The 20,178-nt window shown below is 61.6% G+C and carries 19 protein-coding genes; 10 read left to right on the forward strand and 9 right to left on the reverse strand.

The window, feature by feature from the left end:
* Positions 1 to 10: 10 nt before the first annotated feature.
* The 3 genes from R3X27_RS01440 to R3X27_RS01450 all read left to right on the forward strand — a co-directional run bounded on the left by R3X27_RS01440 (position 11) and on the right by R3X27_RS01450 (position 3,643).
* Complete coding sequence (locus R3X27_RS01440; RefSeq protein ID WP_317707030.1) at positions 11 to 394, forward strand: hypothetical protein; 384 nt, start codon at positions 11 to 13, stop codon at positions 392 to 394.
* Positions 395 to 490: 96 nt separating this feature from the next.
* Positions 491 to 2,518, forward strand: coding sequence for an NADPH-dependent 2,4-dienoyl-CoA reductase (locus R3X27_RS01445; protein WP_317707031.1), 2,028 nt, complete (start codon positions 491 to 493; stop codon positions 2,516 to 2,518).
* A gap of 219 nt (positions 2,519 to 2,737) precedes the next feature.
* Positions 2,738 to 3,643, forward strand: coding sequence for a LysR family transcriptional regulator (locus R3X27_RS01450; RefSeq protein ID WP_317707032.1), 906 nt, complete (start codon positions 2,738 to 2,740; stop codon positions 3,641 to 3,643).
* A gap of 76 nt (positions 3,644 to 3,719) precedes the next feature.
* Here R3X27_RS01450 and R3X27_RS01455 read toward each other — a convergent pair whose 3' ends face one another.
* The 7 genes from R3X27_RS01455 to R3X27_RS01485 all read right to left on the reverse strand — a co-directional run bounded on the left by R3X27_RS01455 (position 3,720) and on the right by R3X27_RS01485 (position 10,846).
* Positions 3,720 to 4,658, reverse strand: a complete 939-nt coding sequence (locus R3X27_RS01455; protein WP_317707033.1) for an OmpA family protein — start codon at positions 4,656 to 4,658, stop codon at positions 3,720 to 3,722.
* Positions 4,659 to 4,837: 179 nt separating this feature from the next.
* Positions 4,838 to 5,548: a GNAT family N-acetyltransferase gene (locus R3X27_RS01460; protein WP_317707175.1), complete on the reverse strand. Its 711-nt coding sequence runs from the start codon at positions 5,546 to 5,548 to the stop codon at positions 4,838 to 4,840.
* Positions 5,548 to 6,279, reverse strand: coding sequence for a competence/damage-inducible protein A (locus tag R3X27_RS01465; RefSeq protein WP_317707034.1), 732 nt, complete (start codon positions 6,277 to 6,279; stop codon positions 5,548 to 5,550). The genes R3X27_RS01460 and R3X27_RS01465 overlap by 1 nt, the downstream gene beginning before the upstream one ends.
* Positions 6,280 to 6,371: 92 nt before the next feature.
* Positions 6,372 to 7,319, reverse strand: a complete 948-nt coding sequence (gene gcvA, locus R3X27_RS01470; protein WP_317707035.1) for a transcriptional regulator GcvA — start codon at positions 7,317 to 7,319, stop codon at positions 6,372 to 6,374.
* 363 nt (positions 7,320 to 7,682) lie between these two features.
* A complete protein-coding gene (gene phbB / locus R3X27_RS01475; protein ID WP_317707036.1) occupies positions 7,683 to 8,408 on the reverse strand; it encodes an acetoacetyl-CoA reductase in 726 nt (241 codons plus the stop codon).
* Between the two features lie 171 nt (positions 8,409 to 8,579).
* Positions 8,580 to 9,758, reverse strand: coding sequence for an acetyl-CoA C-acetyltransferase (locus tag R3X27_RS01480; RefSeq protein WP_317707037.1), 1,179 nt, complete (start codon positions 9,756 to 9,758; stop codon positions 8,580 to 8,582).
* A gap of 341 nt (positions 9,759 to 10,099) precedes the next feature.
* Positions 10,100 to 10,846: an EAL domain-containing protein gene (locus R3X27_RS01485; protein ID WP_317707038.1), complete on the reverse strand. Its 747-nt coding sequence runs from the start codon at positions 10,844 to 10,846 to the stop codon at positions 10,100 to 10,102.
* Positions 10,847 to 11,049: 203 nt separating this feature from the next.
* Here R3X27_RS01485 and R3X27_RS01490 point away from each other — a divergent pair, with 203 nt between their 5' ends.
* Positions 11,050 to 11,622 carry a DNA-3-methyladenine glycosylase I gene (locus R3X27_RS01490; protein ID WP_317707039.1) on the forward strand — a complete coding sequence of 191 codons (573 nt, stop codon included), beginning with the start codon at positions 11,050 to 11,052 and terminating at the stop codon, positions 11,620 to 11,622.
* Between the two features lie 371 nt (positions 11,623 to 11,993).
* Here the strand turns inward: R3X27_RS01490 and trhA are convergent, their stop codons facing one another.
* Positions 11,994 to 12,659, reverse strand: coding sequence for a PAQR family membrane homeostasis protein TrhA (trhA, locus tag R3X27_RS01495; RefSeq protein ID WP_317707040.1), 666 nt, complete (start codon positions 12,657 to 12,659; stop codon positions 11,994 to 11,996).
* A gap of 218 nt (positions 12,660 to 12,877) precedes the next feature.
* Here trhA and R3X27_RS01500 point away from each other — a divergent pair, with 218 nt between their 5' ends.
* Both R3X27_RS01500 and R3X27_RS01505 read left to right on the forward strand, forming a co-directional pair.
* A complete protein-coding gene (locus R3X27_RS01500) occupies positions 12,878 to 14,539 on the forward strand; it encodes a tetrathionate reductase family octaheme c-type cytochrome (protein ID WP_317707041.1) in 1,662 nt (553 codons plus the stop codon).
* Positions 14,532 to 15,218, forward strand: a complete 687-nt coding sequence (locus tag R3X27_RS01505) for a cytochrome b/b6 domain-containing protein (protein WP_317707042.1) — start codon at positions 14,532 to 14,534, stop codon at positions 15,216 to 15,218. Before R3X27_RS01500 ends, R3X27_RS01505 begins: the two co-directional genes overlap by 8 nt.
* A gap of 76 nt (positions 15,219 to 15,294) precedes the next feature.
* Here R3X27_RS01505 and uxuA read toward each other — a convergent pair whose 3' ends face one another.
* Entirely contained in the window at positions 15,295 to 16,500 is a 1,206-nt protein-coding gene (gene uxuA, locus R3X27_RS01510) for a mannonate dehydratase (protein ID WP_317707043.1), read from the reverse strand.
* A 142-nt stretch (positions 16,501 to 16,642) separates the two neighbouring features.
* Here uxuA and R3X27_RS01515 point away from each other — a divergent pair, with 142 nt between their 5' ends.
* The 4 genes from R3X27_RS01515 (at position 16,643) to R3X27_RS01530 (ending at position 20,174) form a co-directional block, all read left to right on the forward strand.
* Positions 16,643 to 17,326, forward strand: coding sequence for a GntR family transcriptional regulator (locus tag R3X27_RS01515; protein WP_317707044.1), 684 nt, complete (start codon positions 16,643 to 16,645; stop codon positions 17,324 to 17,326).
* A 25-nt stretch (positions 17,327 to 17,351) separates the two neighbouring features.
* On the forward strand, positions 17,352 to 18,329 hold the full coding sequence (locus R3X27_RS01520) for a TRAP transporter substrate-binding protein (RefSeq protein ID WP_411572443.1): 978 nt from the start codon (positions 17,352 to 17,354) through the stop codon (positions 18,327 to 18,329).
* Positions 18,330 to 18,391: 62 nt separating this feature from the next.
* Entirely contained in the window at positions 18,392 to 18,892 is a 501-nt protein-coding gene (locus R3X27_RS01525; protein WP_317707045.1) for a TRAP transporter small permease, read from the forward strand.
* Positions 18,893 to 18,896: 4 nt separating this feature from the next.
* Complete coding sequence (locus R3X27_RS01530; RefSeq protein ID WP_317707046.1) at positions 18,897 to 20,174, forward strand: TRAP transporter large permease; 1,278 nt, start codon at positions 18,897 to 18,899, stop codon at positions 20,172 to 20,174.
* The last annotated feature ends 4 nt before the right edge of the window (positions 20,175 to 20,178 follow it).

Consider the following 20,178-nt stretch of genomic DNA (forward strand, 5'->3'; position numbering starts at 1 on the left):
GAGGCGCGGCATGGCCGAGCTCACGATCAGCAATGCGCGGCTGCGCGAAGGAGTCTGGCAAGGGCTGCTCGTGGCGCCACAGGGAAATGCCAGTTTGCCCGAAATCGAGGTGCTGCATCTGGGCGAGGCACTGGAAAATGTCCGGCTGCATGCCGATGCCGAAATGGCCAATGTCTGGACCCTGAGCGTGCCGATTCCGATGGCGTTCATTTGCGACGGTGTTCAGTCCTTCCTGGTCAAGGAAAAGTCGAGCGGGCGGACGCTGGCGAGCTTTGCCATCGCGGCAGGGGCAGCGCTGGATGAGGATCTGCAGGCCGAGGTCGAGTTCCTGCGCACTGAACTGAACCTCCTCAAGCGCGCCTTCCGGCGCCACTGCCTGGAGACCGCACAGTAGGGCGATGCTTTACGTTCACGTCAATTATTGACGCGGCGTTGCGCGTGACATCCCCCCGGCGCGGTCTATCCTGCGATCCAAATCAGGGAGAGATTCATGACCGGGTATCCACATATGCTGGCGCCGCTGGACCTTGGCTTCACCACGCTGAAGAACCGCGTGTTGATGGGGTCGATGCATACCGGGCTGGAAGAGACGAAGGACTGGAACCGCGTCGCGACCTTCTATGCCGAACGCGCTGCGGGAGATGTCGGGCTGATCGTCACCGGCGGCATGGCGCCGAACCGCGAGGGCGGGGTGTTTCCCGGCGCGGCAGGGCTCTTCAACGACAAGGACATTGCCAACCACCGCATCGTCACTGACCGTGTGCATGAAAACGGTGGCAAGATCGCGATGCAGATCCTACATGCGGGTCGCTATGCTTACAGTCCGGAATGCGTGTCGGCCTCGGCGGTGAAGTCACCGATTTCTCCCTTTCCACCCAAGGCGTTGGACGAAGACGGTATAGAGAAGCAGATCGCCGACATTGCCACGGCCGCCGCCCGGGCGAAGGAAGCCGGCTATGACGGCGTGGAAGTGATGGGATCGGAGGGCTACTTCCTCAACCAGTTCCTCGTCGCCCATACCAACAAGCGCACCGACCGCTGGGGCGGTTCCTATGAGAACCGGATGCGGCTTCCGGTCGAGGTGGTGAAGCGCTGCCGGGCGGCGGTCGGTCCGGATTTCATCATCATCTATCGTCTTTCGATGATCGACCTGGTGCCGAACGGGTCGACCTGGGAGGAAGTCGTGATGCTCGCCAAGGCCGTCGAGGCGGCGGGCGCGACGATCATCAATACCGGAATCGGCTGGCACGAGGCGCGGATTCCGACAATTGCGACCTCCGTCCCGCGCCGCGCCTTCACCTGGGTGACACGGAAGCTGATGGGAGAGGTGTCGATCCCGATCATCACGTCCAACCGGATCAACACGCCCGAAGTGGCCGAGCAGGTGCTGTCCGAGGGCTGCGCGGACATGGTCTCCATGGCGCGGCCATTCCTGGCGGATTCGGATTTCGTAAAGAAGGCCGCAGCGGGCAAGGGCGACGAGATTGCGCCCTGCATTGGCTGCAATCAGGCCTGCCTCGACCACACGTTCAGCGGCAAGCTGACCACTTGTCTGGTCAACCCGCGCGCCTGTCACGAGACCAAGTTGGTGATTGTGCCGACCGATGTTTCCAAGTCGATCGCGGTCGTGGGCGCCGGTCCCGCCGGGCTCGCGACCGCATTGACGGCGGCCGCGCGCGGCCACGCGGTGACCCTCTTCGACAAAGCGGATACACTCGGCGGTCAGCTCAACCTGGCCAGGCAAGTGCCGGGCAAGGAGGAGTTCCACGGACTTGTTGCTTGGTTCGAAACGATGGTGTCGCGGTCGGAGATCACGCTGCGGCTCGGCGAGGCGGCCACTCCCGAAGCGCTCACGGGGTTCGATGAGGTGATCGTTGCCACAGGCGTCCGTCCGCGCGACCCGCAAATTCCGGGACAGGAGAACGACAAGGTTCTCGGCTATGCCGAGGTGCTGCGCGACGGTGCCGATGTTGGCGCGCGCGTGGCGATTGTCGGCGCCGGCGGGATCGGTTTCGATGTTGCGCAGTATCTCGCGCACGAGGGCGAGAGCCCGACCGAAAACCTCGAGACCTGGCGTGAGATCTGGGGCGTGGGTGATCCGGAAGAACAGCGCGGTGGACTGGCCGCCGACGGACCGCAGCCCGAGACCTCCGCGCGCAAGATCACGCTCCTGCAACGCAAGGCGGAGAAGCTCGGCAAACGGCTGGGCAAGACGACGGGCTGGATCCATCGCGCCGAGCTGAAGATGCTTGGTGTCGAGATGGTGGGCGGTGTGAATTACGAGGCGATCGAGGACGGCGGCATTCTCGTCTCTTCCGGCGCGGCGCGCGAGAACCCGCGCGTCATTGAGGCCGACACGATCGTGCTCTGCGCTGGTCAGGAGCCGGAACGGTCTCTGGCAAATGCGCTGGACGCGGCAGGCCGGAAGGTCCACGTGATCGGCGGTGCCGACGTTGCGGCTGAGCTCGACGCGAAGCGGGCAATCGACCAGGGCGTACGGCTCGCCGCGACGCTCTGATCCTTCGCCGTGGTGCCCTGGCGCAGGCACCACGGCGCGCCACAACGATGTCAGTTCTGGCGCACGCCTGACCTTCACCATCGCCAAATTGTCCTGAAGTGTTTCCTCAGACACAACGATGCCCGATGATATCCAGACATTGTCGGCAACTTGCCCCAATCGTGCCGGATTTCGTGACGATAAAGACACGGTAAGAAAAGAGTTCACGAGGACCGCTCTATGGATCGCCTGACGGAAATGGAAGCCTTTGCCAATGTCGTAGACCAGGGCGGCTTCACGGATGCCGCCAAGAAAATGGGCATCTCCAAGTCGGCCGTTTCCAAACATGTATCCTCACTGGAAGCGCGTCTCGGTGCGCGCCTGCTCAACCGCACAACCCGCCGCGTCTCGCCCACCGAAATCGGTCTGGCCTATTACGACCGTGCCCGCCGGGTTCTCAATGATGCGGGGGAGGCGGACGCGCTCGTCACCTCGATGCAATCGGCGCCCTCGGGGCTGCTGCGCATCTCGGTCGCGACCGATTTTGGCGTCAATCATCTCTCGCCGATCCTGGGGGATTTTCTGCAGGAATTCCCGGATATCACGGTCAATATGATCCTGAACAATCGCTATGTGGAGCTGATCTCTGAAGGCTTCGACATGGCCATCCGCATTGGTGAACTCGAAGACTCAACGCTGCGCGCGCGCAAATTGACCGAGACCAGCAAACGGATGATCGCCAGCCCCGCCTATTTTGCCCAATATGGCCGGCCCGAGAAGATCGACGATCTCAACGAACACAAGCTGCTGCATTATTCCAACCAGTCTTCCGGCAATCTCTGGAAGCTGACGGCGCCGTCAGGCGAGAAACGCCAGATCCGGACGGCCGGTTGGCTTACCGTCAATGACGGTCAGTCCTTGCTGAATGCGGCGGTGTCCGGCCTCGGCATCGCCTATTTGCCCAGCTTCCTTTATGCCGACGCGATGAAAGATGGCCTGGTGGAAGAAGCGATCCCGGATCTTCCGAAAGAGCCGCTTGGCATTTACGCGGTCTATCCGCCCGGACGCTTCACCCAACCAAAGGTGCGCGCGTTCATCGATTTCCTTGTCCAGAGTTTCGCAGAAAAAGGTCCGCAGACCTGGTAAGAGCCATTCCTTCAGTGTGAGAAGACTTGGGCCAGAGCATCGCTCTGGCCGTTCTTTTGTCACGCGTCGGTCTGGGTCACTCGTCGCTCGCCAACACGACCTCAACCCGGCGGTTCAGAGTGCGGCCGGTTTCCGTCCTGTTTGAGACAAGTGGCACGAGATAGCCGACCCCGTCGGCTTCCATCCGATCCAATGCGATTCCGTACTGGTCGCGAAGGCGATCCCGCACCGATGCGGCACGCTTGCGTGACAGCGCGATATTTCCCTCGAGCCCGCCTTTCGTATCTGTATGGCCGACAAGCACGACCCGCGCCTTTGGGTGCGCAGTGAGCCACGCGGCGAGTTCGTCGAGGGAGGAAAAGGTCGTGTCGGCGAGGCGGGAAGAGCCGGTCTCGAATGTCAGATCTGTGAGGACGGCGCGACCTGCCCCGTTGAGCCCTTCCGAGAGTTTCCCCGGAAGAACAGCTCTCGGCGGCTCGGATTTGGTCGGCTCCGCTGCGCCCTGTTCAGCGCGCGGGCGCGGACGGGGCGAGGTGGATGTATCTCCGGTCTTTGCCTTGGGAGACAGAAGCCCGTCTTCGATCGCCGCGCCAACCTGCGTGATATGGATAAACCCTCGATCGGAAGCGCGGCTGACAAGGAGCGAGACAAGATCCGAGCCGATTTCTCCCGTTCGACTGGCAAGGTAGTAGCGAAAATCGCCGAGATCGACATGCATAGCCGGCTCAGGCAAAAGGTCCAGTGCATAGCGGAATTCGAAGCCACCGCAGGTGCTGGCCGCGCAATCATAGATCGGAACATATCCGGCGGACTGGAGTTGCTCGCGCAGCGGAGCGAGAATCTGTAGCGTCGTCAGCCCGGTTGCGGCGATCTGCCAGGCCTGACGCGTCACCGCGCCCTCGACCGTGATCGTCTCGATTCCGTCGGCAGTCCATGGTCCAGCTGGCAGGCTGAGCCGCGAGAGTGGGTCCGCCTGTTCGGCCTGAAGCCGCGAATCTGCTGGCAATCCGGTCATCTGGGCCTGCGTTGGCAGGGCCGCGAGGCAAATGGCAGGAAGGAGCAGGAGCGCGTGTGGTTTCATCTGCTTGTTTGGCTGCTTTGGCGGCGTGGCGTGCGTGCGCCGAAGGCGGGGGCGGTTTTCGCGCCGACCTGGTCCAAACGCATGACGCCCCCTTCCTGCAGCAGCCGCATCGGTTATTTCACCCTGTAGTGATAGCCGCCAAGCGGTGACAATCCCAGTCCGCAATAGAGCGCGTTGGCCGGTGCGTTCGCCTGCGTGACAAGCACCGCAAGCCAGACCGCGCCATGGTCCCGCGCCCAGATCGCCGCGCCGTGCATCATGTTGACCGCAGTGCCGCTACGCCGCAGCCGCGGTGTCACTTCCAGTGCATGCAGCATGGCTATATCGCCATGGCAGGCGACGAAGGCTGTGCCAGCGGGTTGATCCTTGCTGCGTCCGAGTATGGCACATTTCGGCCCCTCGGCGCGGGCCATGACCGCCAATCGATCCGGCCCGATGCCCCCCTCCAGCCAGAGCTCCTCCTGGATTCGCATCGGTGGCCAGGCCACCTGGAAGGCCGAGACCGGCGGTGGCGCGATGGCGAGAGCATCGACCGGTGCGAGATACAGCGTGACGGGATCCTTGATACGAAAGCCCTCCATCTCAAGCCGCGAATCCAACGACTCCTCGCCTGGGCGGATCATGACCAGAGGTGGCTGGCCCAACCGCTCCTGGGCCGCGATCATGGTGGCGATATCGGGAGAACTGGTGGTTGCCGTCGCGGCGCTGACACGCTGCCCGCCCCCCGCTCCATCGCGCAGCGTCCAGCCGGGCAGGTCGACAATGCGGGCCGGGGGCCAGGTCGCTTCGGTCGCTGCCGTGAGCTGGGCGATATCCGGCGTGATCACGCCGCGTCGTCCGGGAAGGCGCGGGAGAGGCGGGTCATTGCACTGTCGATTCCTGCCGCGTCAGTGCCGCGGATGACAATCTGCGTGCCGTAAATGCCGTCCTTCATGAAAGGATAGGAGCCGATGGAAAGACTCGGGAAGTCCTCGGCAAGCGCGGAGAGTTCGCCCGCGATCTCGCCCTCGCCGAGATTGATCCGCAGCGATTGCGACAGGATTGGATCGCCGCCGGTCAGCCCGCTCAGGACCGAGGCGACCATCGCCTCGAAGATGACCGGGACACCGGCCATGACATGGACATTTCGCAGGATGAAACCGGGCGCGGCGGAGATTGGATTGTCGATCAACGCCGCACCGTCGGGAATGCGCGCCATGCGAAGGCGGGATTCGTTCAGCTCCATCCCCGTCGCGTCGTAATGCGCTTGCAGTCTGGCGCGGGCATCATCGCGGATGTCGATGGGCGTCTCGAAGGCGTCGGCAATACAGTCGGCGGTGATGTCGTCATGGGTCGGGCCGATGCCGCCGGAGGTGAAGACATGGTCATGTGCTTCCGAGAGCGCCCGCACTGCCGCGATGATCGCTGCGGGTTCATCTGGCACGACGCGGACTTCGGCCAAACGAATCCCGTGTTTCGTCAGCGCCCCGGCGAGGTGGTGCATGTTGGAATCACGGGTGCGGCCGGACAGGATTTCATCTCCGATGACCAGCATCGCCGCTGTCGGGTTGGCCATGTCGTGCCTCCTATTTTAAATCTCTGCTTCGGTATAGGCCCCGCTCCGGCGCTGTCCAAGCCTGCTCACGCGATTGCGACTCCGAGGAGGGGTCAGGATCGGGGAATGCTGGCGGCATCGACGAATTTCCGACCGCGTTCAAGTGCTTCACAATGGCCGGCCTCGCTCTGAACCCAGTCGAGGAAGGCCGCGATCTGTGGCCGGGTTTCCGCGCCCTTCTGGCAAAGGAACCGGTAGCGTGCCGAAGAACGCAGGGCGAGAGGGAAGGGTGCCTTGAGACGGCCCGCGGCCACATCACTTCCGGTCAGGGAGGCGCGGGCAAGCACGACTCCGAGTCCGGAGACCGCCGCGTCAATGGCGTGGTCGGCCTGGCTGAAGCGCGGACCGCCCATGGGGGCGTGTCCAAGATCTTCGGCGCGGAACCAGGCGGGCCAATCGACCGGATGGGTCAGAAAGTCAATGTCGTCCTGATGCAGCAATGGCAGGTCGCGGAGGCTTTCCGGGCCGGTGACCCGTTCGGCCAGAGCCGGGCTCATCATGGGCGTGACCCAATCGTCGAAAACCGGGTGGGAGAAAAGGTCGATTTCCTCGGCTTCACTGAAGCGGATGGCGACATCGACCGGGTCACGATCGAGATCGACCAGCTTGAGCGTGGCCGAGAAGCGCAGCTCGATCTCTGGATGCGCGCTGACGAAATTGAAGAGGCGTGGGGAGAGCCACTTTGCGGTGAAGGCCGGGCCGGCGGTAATGGTAAGGCTGCGGGTTTCGCCGAGTCGGCGTGTCGTGCGCCAGGCCTGGGTCAGCGCGTCGAAACCGTCCGAGGTGCCGGGGGCCAGATGGCGGCCTGCCTCGGTCAGTTCCACCGCGCGGTTAAGACGGCGGAAAACGGGTTGCCCGAGATGTTCCTCCAGCGATTTGATCTGGAACGAGAGAGCGGCCGGGGTGACGTTCAGTTCCTCGGCAGCTTTTGCGAAGGACATGTGACGGGCCGCGGCCTCAAAGGCACGCAGCGCTGTAAGAGGCGGCAGGCGGTCGGACATTCAGTTTAGAATTTCTTGTCTGAAAGCGGTTGAACTCTCGTTTGTCACAAATCTGGCAGCGAGACATATTGAAGTCAATCAAGTTGAACTGTCCCGAAGGAGCGCATCATGCAGGAAGCGACCGCAACCGAAATCACCCGTCAGGCTTTCGAAGTCGCCCGCCAGGAACGCGCTGCCGCCTTCGTCTCCATCTTCTCATCTCCTCTTCGTGTCCTGAGCGCCCTGAGATGGCCGCAGGACAGCGCCCGACGGTGGCAAGCGTCGCCGCAGGGCTGTCCCGCCGGGCAATAGGCACCGCTCCGGACATGAAAAAGCCCCCGCGGTTTCGCACCGCGGGGGTTGATTGGATTCGGGCTGCCGAGATCAGACGAAGAATTGGCCACCATTGGCGGAGATCGTCGAGCCGGTGATGAAGCCAGCATCTTCGGACGCGAGGAACACTACACAACGGGCGATCTCTTCCGGCTCACCGAGGCGGCCAGCGGGGATCTGCGGGATGATCTTGGTGTTGAGGACCTGCTCGTCGATGGCCTTGACCATCTCGGTGGCGATATAGCCCGGGCAGATCGCGTTCACGGTTACGCCAAACCGTGCGCCTTCTTGCGCCAGCGCCTTGGTGAAGCCCAGGTCGCCCGCCTTGGAGGCCGAGTAGTTGGTTTGGCCGGCCTGGCCCTTCTGGCCATTGATCGAGGAAATGTTGATAACCCGACCCCATTTGCGCTCGCGCATGCCCGGATAGACCGGGTGGGTCATGTTGAAAACGCCGTGCAGGTTGGTGTCGATCACGTCATTCCATTGTTGCACGGACATGCGGTGGAACATGGCATCGCGGGTGATGCCGGCATTGTTGACGAGAATGTCCACTGGGCCGAGATCTGCTTCGACCCTCTTGATGCCTTCTTCACATCCCTCGTAATCGGCGACCGACCATTTATAGGCCTTGATTCCGGTGGCTTCGGTGAACTTGGCCGCTGCCTCCTCGTTTCCCCCGAAATTCGCGGCAACCTCGTATCCGGCCTCCTTCAGGCCCACTGAAATCGCGGCCCCGATACCGCGGGTGCCTCCCGTAACGACTGCAACTCTTGCCATGGTCTCCCTCCAAGCTGGCGTAATTCTTTGGCAACTCTGTTAAATCACTTGAGGCGCCCTGCGCAACAATATTGCCCGGTCAGGATGAAACAACAAGCGAATCTGCCAATTCGTCAAAAAAAGGGGCGCCGCTTCCGGCGCCCCTCGGTCACATTCCGCCGGGCGCGGATCTTACGGACGCTCGACACAGAGCGCGACGCCCATGCCACCGCCGATGCAGAGCGTGGCGAGGCCTTTCTTGGCGTCGCGGCGCTTCATCTCGAAGAGCAGCGTGTTGAGGACGCGGCAGCCGGAGGCGCCGATCGGGTGTCCGATGGCGATAGCGCCGCCGTTCACGTTCACGATCGCCGGATCCCAGCCCATGTCCTTGTTCACCGCGCAAGCCTGGGCGGCGAAAGCCTCATTGGCCTCGACCAGGTCGAGATCGGAGACGGACCAGCCGGCTTTGTCCAGCGCCTTGCGGGAGGCGTAGATCGGGCCGACACCCATGATGGTCGGGTCGAGACCGGCCGTGGCGTAGGAGGCGATGCGGGCGAGCGGCTCGATGCCGCGCTTTTCGGCCTCGTCGGCGGACATGCAGAGCACAGCGGCGGCGCCGTCATTGATGCCGGAGGCGTTGGCGGCGGTCACGGTGCCGCCGTCGCGCACGAAGGCCGGGCGCAGCTTTTGCATGTTCTCGAGCGTGGCACCGTGACGGATATACTCGTCCGCATCCACGATCGTCTCGCCCTTGCGGGTCTTGATGGTGAAAGGAACAATCTCGTCGGCGAATTTGCCGGCTTTTTGGGCGGCCTCGGCCTTGTTTTGAGACGCAACGGCGAATTCATCCTGCATCTCGCGGGTGATTTCCCACTTCGCGGCAACATTCTCGGCGGTCTGGCCCATATGATAGTTGTTGAAGGCGTCCCAGAGGCCGTCCTTGATCATCGTATCGATGTATTTCATGTCACCCATCTTCTGGCCGGCGCGAAGAGCGGCGGCATGGGGGCTGAGTGACATGCTTTCCTGGCCACCGGCGGCAATGATGGAGGCGTCGCCGAGCTGGATGTGCTGCGCGGCGAGTGCGACGGCACGCAAGCCGGAGCCACAGACCTGGTTGAGGCTCCAGGCGGCAGACCCTTCCGGGAAGCCGGCGTTGATATGGGCCTGGCGGGCGGGGTTCTGGCCTTGGGCGGCGGTCAGGACCTGGCCGAGAATGGTCTCGGAAACGTCCGACGGGTCCACACCTGCGCGCTCGACGATGGCTTTGAGCACGGCGGCGCCAAGGTCATGGGCCGGGGTGTTGGCAAAAGCTCCCAGGAAGCTGCCTACGGCGGTACGGCCGGCCGAGGCAATAACAACATTGGTCATGATAACTCCTCTTCATGTCTGAAGGGGCGTTGCCGCCAAATTGGCAGCCTCCCTCGAACACCCCCTTGATCCGTAACTTGGTTAGGGGGCGGCAGGGAAGTAGGCAACGGACAGGGTGTCCCACCCTGTGCTGGGATGAACGGACCGGTTTTGGGACAATTGGCGTCAAATCGGATTTGAAAGCGGTTTGATGCTGCAATGCAGCGTCGGGAATGCCGGCAAAGCCGTTTGAGTCCCGGAACTCGTCAGGGTTGTGCCACGGAACAGACGGTAAAAAAATCTAAGGAAGTCGCACTATTTTGGTTCGTTCTACCGGATGTCGGTCAGCGAAGCGGCTCCCGTCAGCCTGTCTGAAGCAGTTCACGCGGGAATTCCGGCCAGCTCGGACGGGTAGTCGGCACCCCGAAAAAATACCCCTGCATGCAGTCGACTCCCATCTTTGTCAGCAGTTGAGCATCCTGCTCGCTCTCGACAGATTCGGCGACCGTGAACATCTCGAATTGGCGGGCAATTGTGATCATGGCCTGGGTAAGAACCTGGTTGTCGGGATCCTTATGGATCCCGCGAATGAACTCGCCGGCGATCTTGATGATGTCGAAATCGAAATCCCGAAGGTAACGGAATGCAGTGTAGCCGGCGCCGAAATCGTCCAGCGCGAAACTGACTCCGAGGAGCTGCATCTCCTCCATAAAGGCATGGGTTACGTCCGGCATCACGATGGTGGAGGATTCCGTGATTTCGATAATCAGGCGCTCTGCGACAGTCGGTTGCCCGTCGAGCCCGGCATGCAGCGTCTTTATCCAGCGTGAAAACCCGATTGAGCGGGCAGACATGTTGATCGCGAGTCGCAAAGAGGGAGCTTTGGCGAGCGCTTGAAGCCCGATCTCGAGAGCCAAACAGTCCAGAAGGCGCCCGGTTTCGGTCTTTTCACAGGCGCTGATGAAGTCCCGGGCCGGAATGACTCGTCCCGTATCGTCCAGCACTCGCAAAAGCCCTTCGAAAAACACGATCTTGCCGGTCTGACGGGCAGATACGACCGGCTGGTAGGCGAGGAGCACGTCCTTGCGTTCAAGAGAGCGGCGCACCATCGACAGGACATCCCGGTCCCGCTCGGCAACGGCGGCCGAGAGCGGGCTGGCCACCTCGTCGATTTCGGCCGGAGAGAAGAGTTCGGGTCCGGATTGCATGACAGGCTCCGCTGGAAATTCTGCTCCATTTGTGCACCTAGGCTTGAAGGAAACGTAAAATCTTCAAACCGTCTTAAATCGTAGATAATCCGGGGGGATGGAAAATGGCCGAAAGATGCGGATGGGTCGGCACGGACCCGATTTATGTCGCCTACCATGACGAGGAATGGGGCGTTCCAATATTCGACGGCGCGGCATTATGGGAGAAGCTGGTGCTCGACGGGTTCCAGGCGGGCCTGTCCTGGATCACGATACTGCGCAAACGGGAGAACTTCCGACGAGCTTTCGCAGGGTTCGATCCGGAGGTGATCGCCAGTTGGGGCGAGGCGGAGGTGGCGCTTTTGCTGGGCGATCCGGGCATCGTGCGTCATCGCGGCAAGATCGAAGCAACCATCGGCAATGCGCGCGCCTGGATCGAAATCGAATCACGCGACGGATTCTCGGAGTTCCTTTGGGAGCGGGTTGGCGGCGCGCCAATCCAGAATCGGTTCGAACGGCAGGAAGACGTTCCAACGCAGACGGCGCTGTCGCGGCGAATCTCGCGGGATCTGAAGGCGGAAGGTTTCCGATTCTGTGGACCGACGATCGTTTACGCTTTCATGGAAGCCGTGGGTATGGTGAACGATCACCTGACTTGTTGCCCGCGTCACGCGGAGTGCGCGTTGTTAGGCAAGTGAACGATTTGATTTGACAGGGTTTCCTTAGCGATTGGCAGTCGCGGCTCGGGCGAAGGCGTCGCCGGAATTCGAGGTTCGGGCTCCTCGGACGGGTGCGAGTTGTCCGGGTAGCGGCAGCCACATCCCGATCCAGTTCGTCCCATCGGTCACAAGGAGCGCGCCGCTGAGGTTCGACCGCTTCAAAATATCGGAAATCGACCGTGTCATGGCTTGTCCCCAAAAAGTTGTGCACCGTTTCTAGCTAGTGATGCGGATTCTCCTAACAAAATGTTAAGCGATCGGCGATGGGGCGCGCGCTTGCGGGTTTTCGCGCAACAGGGCCGGGAAATGGTTCTCCGAGCGCCCGCGAATCGGTGCTGCCCGGATTCTGTTCAGTTTCGGATGCTCGGCAGGTCGACAATGACGAGCGAGATAGCGACGAAGAAAAGCACGCTGCCGGCAAGGACGAAGACATGCCAGATCGTGTTGTGGAAGGGCAGGCGCACTGACAGGAAGAAGGCGACGCCGACCGTATAGGTGAGCCCGCCGATCAGCATCAATGCGGGGACAGCGGGCGGAAGGTTCGCGAGCATGCCCCCGCCTGTCCAGACGGCTGCCCATCCCATCGCAAGGTAGAGCAGCAATGCAACCCAGCGAAACCGGTTCGGAGCGAGGATTTTCAACGTGGAGCCAAGTGCGGCCGAGCCCCAGAGTCCGGCCAGCATCCCCGGCACCTGGGCGCTGGAGAGGAGCACGAAGGGCGTGTAGGTCCCGGCAATCTTGAGATAGATGCCCGAATGGTCGAGACGCTGAAGGATGCCTTTCCAGCGCGTATTGTCGATCATGTTGTAGAGCGCCGAGAAGCTGAGCATGAGGATCAGCGTTGTGCCATAGATCGAGACGCCGACCACGGCCGTTTCCGTCCGGAACAGGAGCGTCAGCGCGATCAACACCGGAACAGCCATCAGGGCGGAAATGACCCCGACAAAATGCACTGCGCCGTCGCTGATGCGCTCTGCACGGCTGTAGCCGGGGCGAATATGGGCAATCCGAAACATCGCACTCAGGGTAGTTTGGCTCCGCCAAACCGGCAAACGAAAAGAATCCGAGGTCTGGAACGTCAGAGAAGGTGTCGTTTCGGGTCCACCTTTCGACAGGTTTCCGTCACACTGAACAAGAAAAGATATATTTGTCATAGATCAAAGATTGCTGATCAACATCTTCCTGCGGTTCCCTCGAAATAGCGGCAGAGCCCTGATCGAGGGAGGACCTAGCCATGCCGAAACTCCGGAGTGTTTTCGTCACAATCGTGGCCGCGGCCCTTTTCGCGGCGACGCCGGGAATGTCCGACGAACATGGAAAACCACTTCCGAAAGATCTTTTGAATAGGGTCAGTACGACCGATCACTCGAAGCTCAGGCCATTGCAGAAGACATTCACCTCTGGTCCCGAAGTGACGGCCGCCTGCCTGACGTGCCATACCGAAGTCGATGATCAGGCGATGCATTCGATTCACTTCACCTGGGACTATGACCACCCGGTGACGGGACAGAAACTCGGAAAGCGAAATGTCATAAACGCCTTTTGTGGGTCAGTTGCCGGCAACGAGCCGCGCTGTACCTCGTGCCATGCGGGCTATGGCTGGGAAGACATGAGCCAGCCGCCGCCGCAGGAGAAAACGGCGGTCGATTGCCTGATCTGCCACGACACGACCGGCACCTATACCAAGGTCGCGACCATGGCCGGCCACCCACCGCTGGACCCGGTTCCCGATGGGGCCACGGATATCACCGGCAAACCGGCTGTCGCCGTCGATCTCGCGAAAGTGGCTCAGAATGTCGGTATGCCGAGCCGGGACAATTGTGGCCAATGCCATTTCTATGGTGGCGGCGGAGATAACGTGAAGCACGGGGATCTTTCCTCGGCGCTTTATAATCCGGATGAACATGTCGATGTGCACATGGCGTCGGACGGGCTGAACTTCACCTGCTCGACCTGCCACAGCCAGCAGGAGCATGTCTGGGCCGGCTCGCGTTATAACTTGGCGGCCAAGGACATGGGCGGCACCGGCAAACCGCATGGGGACCGCTTCTCGGCAAGCTGCGAAAGCTGCCACAGCGCAACACCGCATGGGAATAGCATCGTCGGGTTGAAGCTGAACGATCATACCGACAAGGTCGCCTGCCAGACCTGTCACATTCCCGAATATGCCAAGGGCGGAATTGCGACCAAGAGCTACTGGGACTGGTCCACGGCTGGCAAGATGAACGCCGAGGGCAAGCCCTTTTCCGAAGAGAACTACGTCCAGGGCGACGGGAAGCACCTGCACACCTACATATCCAAGAAGGGTGATTTCGAATGGGCCGAGGACGTCGCGCCGTCTTATGCCTGGTTCAACGGTGTGGTCGAATACACCAATGACGAGAAGCAGATCGACCCCGAAGGCGTGGCGCCGGTCAATTCCATCCAGGGCGACCCGCAGTCCGGCGACAGCCGGATCTGGCCGTTCAAGGTCATGAAGGGTCGTCAGGCCTATGACAGCGTCAACAACACCCTCGTCTACACCCACGTCTTCGGGCCGAAAACCGACACCGCCTTCTGGAAGAACTACGACTGGGCCAAGGCGATCCAGGCCGGCATGGAGGCGGCGGGCAAGGCAGACAGCTATTCCGGCGAGTTCGGTTTCGTCGATACCGAGATGTACTGGCCGATCACCCATATGGTCGCGCCGGCCGAGGAGGCCATGGATTGCAGGGAATGCCATTCGCAAGACGGTCGGCTGGTCAATATCGCCGGTGTTTACATGCCGGGGACAGAGGACGGTGGGCTGGTTGGGTTGCTCGGCAAGATGATGGTCCTGGCCGTGGCGCTGGGCGTCGCGGGGCACGCACTGCTGCGCAAATTCGCCAGTAAGAAAGAGGGAGGCGATCATGGCTGAGCGCTGCGTCAAGGTGTACCCGCTGTTCGAACGCATCTGGCATTGGAGCCAGATGGTTCTGATCGTGATCCTCATGTTCACCGGCTTCGGATTGAACGGGATGCACGCGTTGCTGCCGTTCAAGGGGTTGGTGGTGATCCATACGGTCGCCGCGCTGATCTTGCTGGTGCTTTGGGCCTTCGCCACCTTCTGGCTCTTCACCACGGGCACCTGGAAACAGTTCGTGCCGCGCTTTCACGGGCTGGTTCAAGTTGCGCGCTACTATGCCTGGGGCGTGTTTCGCGGCGAAGAGCATCCGCACCAGAAGATCTATTGGCGCAAGCTGAACCCACTTCAGGTCGCGACCTATTTTGGCATGAAGATGGTGGTCTTCCCGGCGATCTGGAGCACAGGTATCCTCTACCTGACCTATAATCTCTGGTCCGGGCCGGACAGCTCCCGCGCGTTGACCATCATCGCCGGTATCCACGTGCTCGCCGCCTTTGCGATCTGTGCCTTCGTCATCGTCCATGTCTACTTGCTGACGCTCGGACACGGCTTCCGCGCGCATGTTCGTCCGATGATCGATGGATATGAAGAGATCGACCTGACACCGGAACAGGAGGCCTATCTTGAGACGAACGAGCCGGAGCGGTTGAAGCAGGATTGTGCGCAGCAGCAGTTTCATCCGGCGGAGTAGCGTTTTTCGGAAATGGCGGGACCAACGGCAACGCGCGCCGAGTTTCGGCGCGCGTTGATCTTTTGCGAGGCGTGACTCAAGCGGCTTCGTGGCTGATTGCGGCGATGATCCCACGCAGCTCGGCCAACCCCTTGAGGCGTCCGATGGCCGGGTATCCCGGCTGGGCCTGACGGCCGAGATCGTCGAGGATGTCCTGCCCGTGATCTGGACGGAAGGGGATGTCGGAATCCGAGCGGCCGGCTTCCCGGCGACGGGCTTCCTCGGCCAGCGCGGCGCGGACCAACGCGACCATGTCGGTGTCGCCTGCAAGATGCTCGGCCTCGTGGAAATCGCCACGAATCTCGCTTGTCTCGCGCTTCACATTGCGCAGGTGCAGGAAGTGAACCCTGTCGCCGAGCCGTTCCATCATGCCAGGCAAATCATTGTCTGGGCGCGCGCCGAGCGAGCCGGAGCAAAGCGTGATGCCGTTTGCCGGCAGATCGACGGCCCGGACAAGCCAGCTGTAATCCGCTTCCGTCGACATGATCCGGGGCAGGCCAAGCAGCGGAATGGGCGGATCGTCCGGATGGCAGCAAAGCCGGAGGCCGAGCTCCTGCGCCAGCGGCGCGACCTCTTCGAGGAAGGCGGCCATATGGCTGCGGAGTTGCTCCGCGTCGATCCTGGAATACTCCGCAAGGTGCTGGCGCACATCCTCGAGCGTGAAATTCTCCGCTGCTCCCGGCAAACCGCAGACGACATTGCGCGCGAGCTTTTCCTTGTCCGCGACGCTCATGGCTGCGAAACGTGCGGCGGCGGCCTCGCGAAGATGTTCAGGAAAGTCTTCCTTTGCGCCCTCGCGCTGGAGGATGTGAAGGTCGAAAGCGGCGAAATCGGCAAGGTCGAATCGCATGCAGGTCCCGCCGGAGGGCAGGCGGTGGGCGAGATCGGTGCGGGTCCAGTCCAGCACCGGCATGAAATTGTAGCAGATCACTTCGATTCCGGCTGCGGCGAGATTGTGCATGCTGGCCCGGTAGGTTTCCAGATGCGCCCGCCAGTCGCCGGTCTGTTTCTTGATGTCTTCGGAGACGGGCAGGCTTTCGACGACATCCCAGTTCAGCCCCGAGGGCGAGCCGTCCCGCATCGTTGCGATCTCGGTCTTGCGCGTCGCGATCTCTTCAGGAGACCAGACCGCCCCTGTCGGGACGTGATGCAATGCCGAGACCAACCCTTTGGCCCCGGCCTGCCGGATGTCATCCGTCGACACCAGGTCACTCGGACCGAACCAACGCCAAGTCTGTCTCATTCTTTCCTCCCAAGGGCTGCGCGCAGGGCGAGTCTGCGGCTTCGGGCGGGAAGATAGTCCCTGCGAAATTCGTTGACAAGTATGGTAGTATGGAGCAGAAACCCTCAAGACATGAATCGCCAGGCAACCAGGGAGGATGGCTGTGCCGTACGATCCGTCGCTTCCCATCGGTCCGCAATTGCGGGGAATCCTGCGTCAGCAGGTGGTGCAGAACGAGTTGTCGCCCGGCACCCGGATCTCCGAGGCTGAGATTGCCCAGCAATTCGGGATCAGCCGCCAGCCAGTGCGCGAGGCTTTCATCAAGCTTGCCGAAGAGGGGCTGGTCGAGATCCGCCCGCAGCGCGGCACGGTCGTGCGCCGGATCGACCCGGCGGAAGTGCTGGATGCCCGTTTCGTGCGCGAGGCCGTCGAGTCCGACATCGTGCGGTTGCTGGTCGAAAAGCGGGACCCCGCCCTTGTCCGCGAGTTGCGCCGGCAAATTGCGGAACAGAAGAAACTGGCCGAATGCTCGCCGAAGGACTTCATCCGGTCGGATGAACGGTTCCACAGGACATTGGCCGAAGGAGCGGGCAAGGGGAATGTCTGGACCATCCTTCAGGGGCTGAAGTCCCAGATGGACCGGGTCCGCTTCCTCAGCTTCGACCTCTACCGGAACGACCGGCTCATAGACCAGCATGAGGCCATTATCGACAGTATCGAGCAGGGCGACGACGAAGGCGCGGAGGAAGCAACGCGTCGCCATTTGCGGGCAGTTCTCGAAGACCTGCCCAACATCATGCGCGCGAATCCGGATGTCTTCATCGAGGCTCCGGAGGACCAGATCTAGACGCGTTGACACAGAGGAGGAATCCATGATCATCAAACGAACCCTCGGCGGCCTGCTTTCGGCAGGACTCGTTGCGACCCTGATGTCGGGTACGGCCATGGCCGCCGACATGACCCTCAAGCTTGGCCACCTGGCCAACGAGGAAAACCCCTGGCACCTGGCCGCCGTGAAGTTCGGCGAAGAGCTCTCGGCGCTGACCGACGGCCGCATCGAAGTCGAGGTTTTCCCCAATGAGTCGCTCGGCAAGGAAATCGACCTGATCAACGGTATGCAGCTTGGCACCGTCGACATGACGATCTCGGGCGAAAGCCTTCAGAACTGGGCGCCGATGGCTGCGCTTCTGGCCGTTCCCTATGCCTACAAGTCGCTTGAGCACATGGATGCCACCGCATCCGGCGAAATCGGCGATGCGATCAAGGCCCAGATCATCGAAAAGGCCCAGGTTCGCCCGATCGCCTATTTCGCTCGTGGTCCGCGCAACCTGACCTCGAACGAGCCCTTCGTCAGCCCAGACGATCTGAACGGCCTGAAGATGCGCGTGCCGAACGTGCCGCTCTTCGTAGACGTGTGGAAAATGCTCGGCGCCCAGCCGACCCCGATGGCTTTCTCCGAAGTCTTCACTTCGCTGCAGAACGGCACGATCGGCGCACAGGAAAACCCGCTGGCGCTCATCAAATCCGCCAACTTCAACGAAGTGCAGAGTCATGTGAACATGACCGAGCACGTTCGGTCCTGGATCTACCTGGTGCTGGCCGAATCCACATGGGCCAAGCTGTCGGAAGAAGATCAGGCCGCCGTCATGGAAGCTGCAGCCGCTGCGCAAGCCTATGAGCGTGGCCTGCTGGAAGACAGCCTCGCCGCCGACCGCGCCTATCTCGAAGAGAAGGGCATGACCTTTGTCGAGGTCGATGGCGCTGCCTATGCCGCCAAGGCCAAGGACGCCGTGCTTGCGAATGTCTCCGATGAGATCAAGCCGATCGTCGAGCAGCTCTTCGCCGAGTAATCTCCCTGAGCGACTGCACCGACGTCCTCGTGGCGTCGGTGCCCTTTTTCGGACATCCCCAAATGGCACTTCTGGACCGGCTCACGAAGCTCCTGGCGGCGATCTGCATGGTCGGCGTCGCGCTTTCCTTTGCCACCCTCATCACCGTCGTCCTGATCCAGGTCGTCGGACGGACCATCGGCTCCTCGCCGGTCTGGACCGAAGAGCTCACCCGTTTCGCGCTTCTATATCTCGCGGCATTCGGGGTTGGACTCTCCTTTCGTTCCGGCGATCTCGTCAATGTCGACGTGATCTGCGACAACCTTCCTTCGCCGCTGCCATGGTTGCTCCGGCTGGTCTCGGCAGTGCTGACAAGCGGGCTCGCGCTGCTCCTGATCTCCCACTCCTGGAAATTCACCTCCATCGGCAAGATGCAGACCTCACCTGCGGTCGGCGTCCGAATGGACATGATCCACTTCACGGTCACGCTGCTTCTCGTGCTGCTCTTCGTCTTTTCCGCGCTCCGGGTGATCGCGATGTTGATGGGCGATGACGGGCTGCCGCTCAAGCAGAAGGAGGGCTGACGCAATGGAAGTCTGGGTCCTTTTCACTGTCTTTGTTGGCGGCCTAATTATCGGCGTGCCGGTTGCCGTCACACTCGGCCTCTCCTCGGCAGTCTATCTGGTGATGTCCGGCATCCCGCTCGTGGTCATGCCGCAGAAGATCTATGCCGGGATGGACGTCTTCGTCCTGCTTTCCATTCCCGGCTTTATCCTTGCCGGCAACCTGATGAACCGGGGTGGCATCACCAACCGCATCATTCGCTTTGCCAATGCCATCGTCGGTTGGATCCGCGGCGGTCTGGGCCTCACCAATATCGCCGCCTCCATGCTCTTTGGCGGCATAACCGGCACCGCCGTCGCGGATGCCGCCTCCATCGGCGGAGTCATGATCCCGGGGATGAAGAAAGCCGGGTACCCGGCCGATTTCTCCGCAGCCGTGACCGCCGCCTCCTCCACTGTCGGGCCGATCATCCCGCCTTCCGTACCGATGATCATTGTCGGCGCGTTGTCGGGCATCTCGGTGGGCAAGATGTTCATGGCTGGCGCCGTACCGGGCATCCTGATGGGGCTTGCCATGATGGTGACCTGTTACATCATCTCCGTGCGCAAGAATTTCCCGCGCCAGGAATGGCAGGGGGTCGGCGAGGTCGTTCGTTCTTTCGGTGCTGCCTTCTGGGCGCTGGCGATGACCGGCCTGATCATCTACGGCCTGCTGTCTGGCCTTGCCACACCGACCGAAACCGCCGTGGTCGCCTCGACATATGCTTTCATAGTCGGTGCCTTCGTCTATCGCGAGTTGCCGGTGCGGGAACTGCCGCATGTGCTCGTCGAAAGCGGCATCTCCTCGGCAGCGATCCTGGCTTTGGTTGGCTTTGCCAATGTCTTCGGCTGGATCCTCGTCTCCGAACAGATTCCGCAGGCCATCGCCAATGCGGTGCTCTCGATGACCGACAACCGCATCGTGGTCATCCTTATCATCAACCTGCTGTTGCTCTTCGTCGGCATGTTCATGGAGACCATCGCGGCGCTGATCATCCTCTTCGTGCCGCTCCTGTCGCTGGCGCAGGCGGTCGGTATCGAGCCGCTGCATTTCGCCACTTTCGCGGTGCTCAACCTGATGATCGGCCTCACAACGCCGCCGGTCGGTGTCTGCCTCTTCGTCTGCGCCGGTATCGCAAAGTTGCAGCTTACGCCAGTCGTGCGCGCCATCTTCCCCTTCCTGCTGACGAATATCCTCGTGCTGCTCGCGGTCTCTTTCTATTCGCCGCTGGCCACCTGGCTTCCGTCCCTGCTCATGCCATAGGAGC

The organism is Tropicimonas sp. TH_r6 (assembly GCF_033101155.1).
GTDB lineage: Bacteria > Pseudomonadota > Alphaproteobacteria > Rhodobacterales > Rhodobacteraceae > Tropicimonas.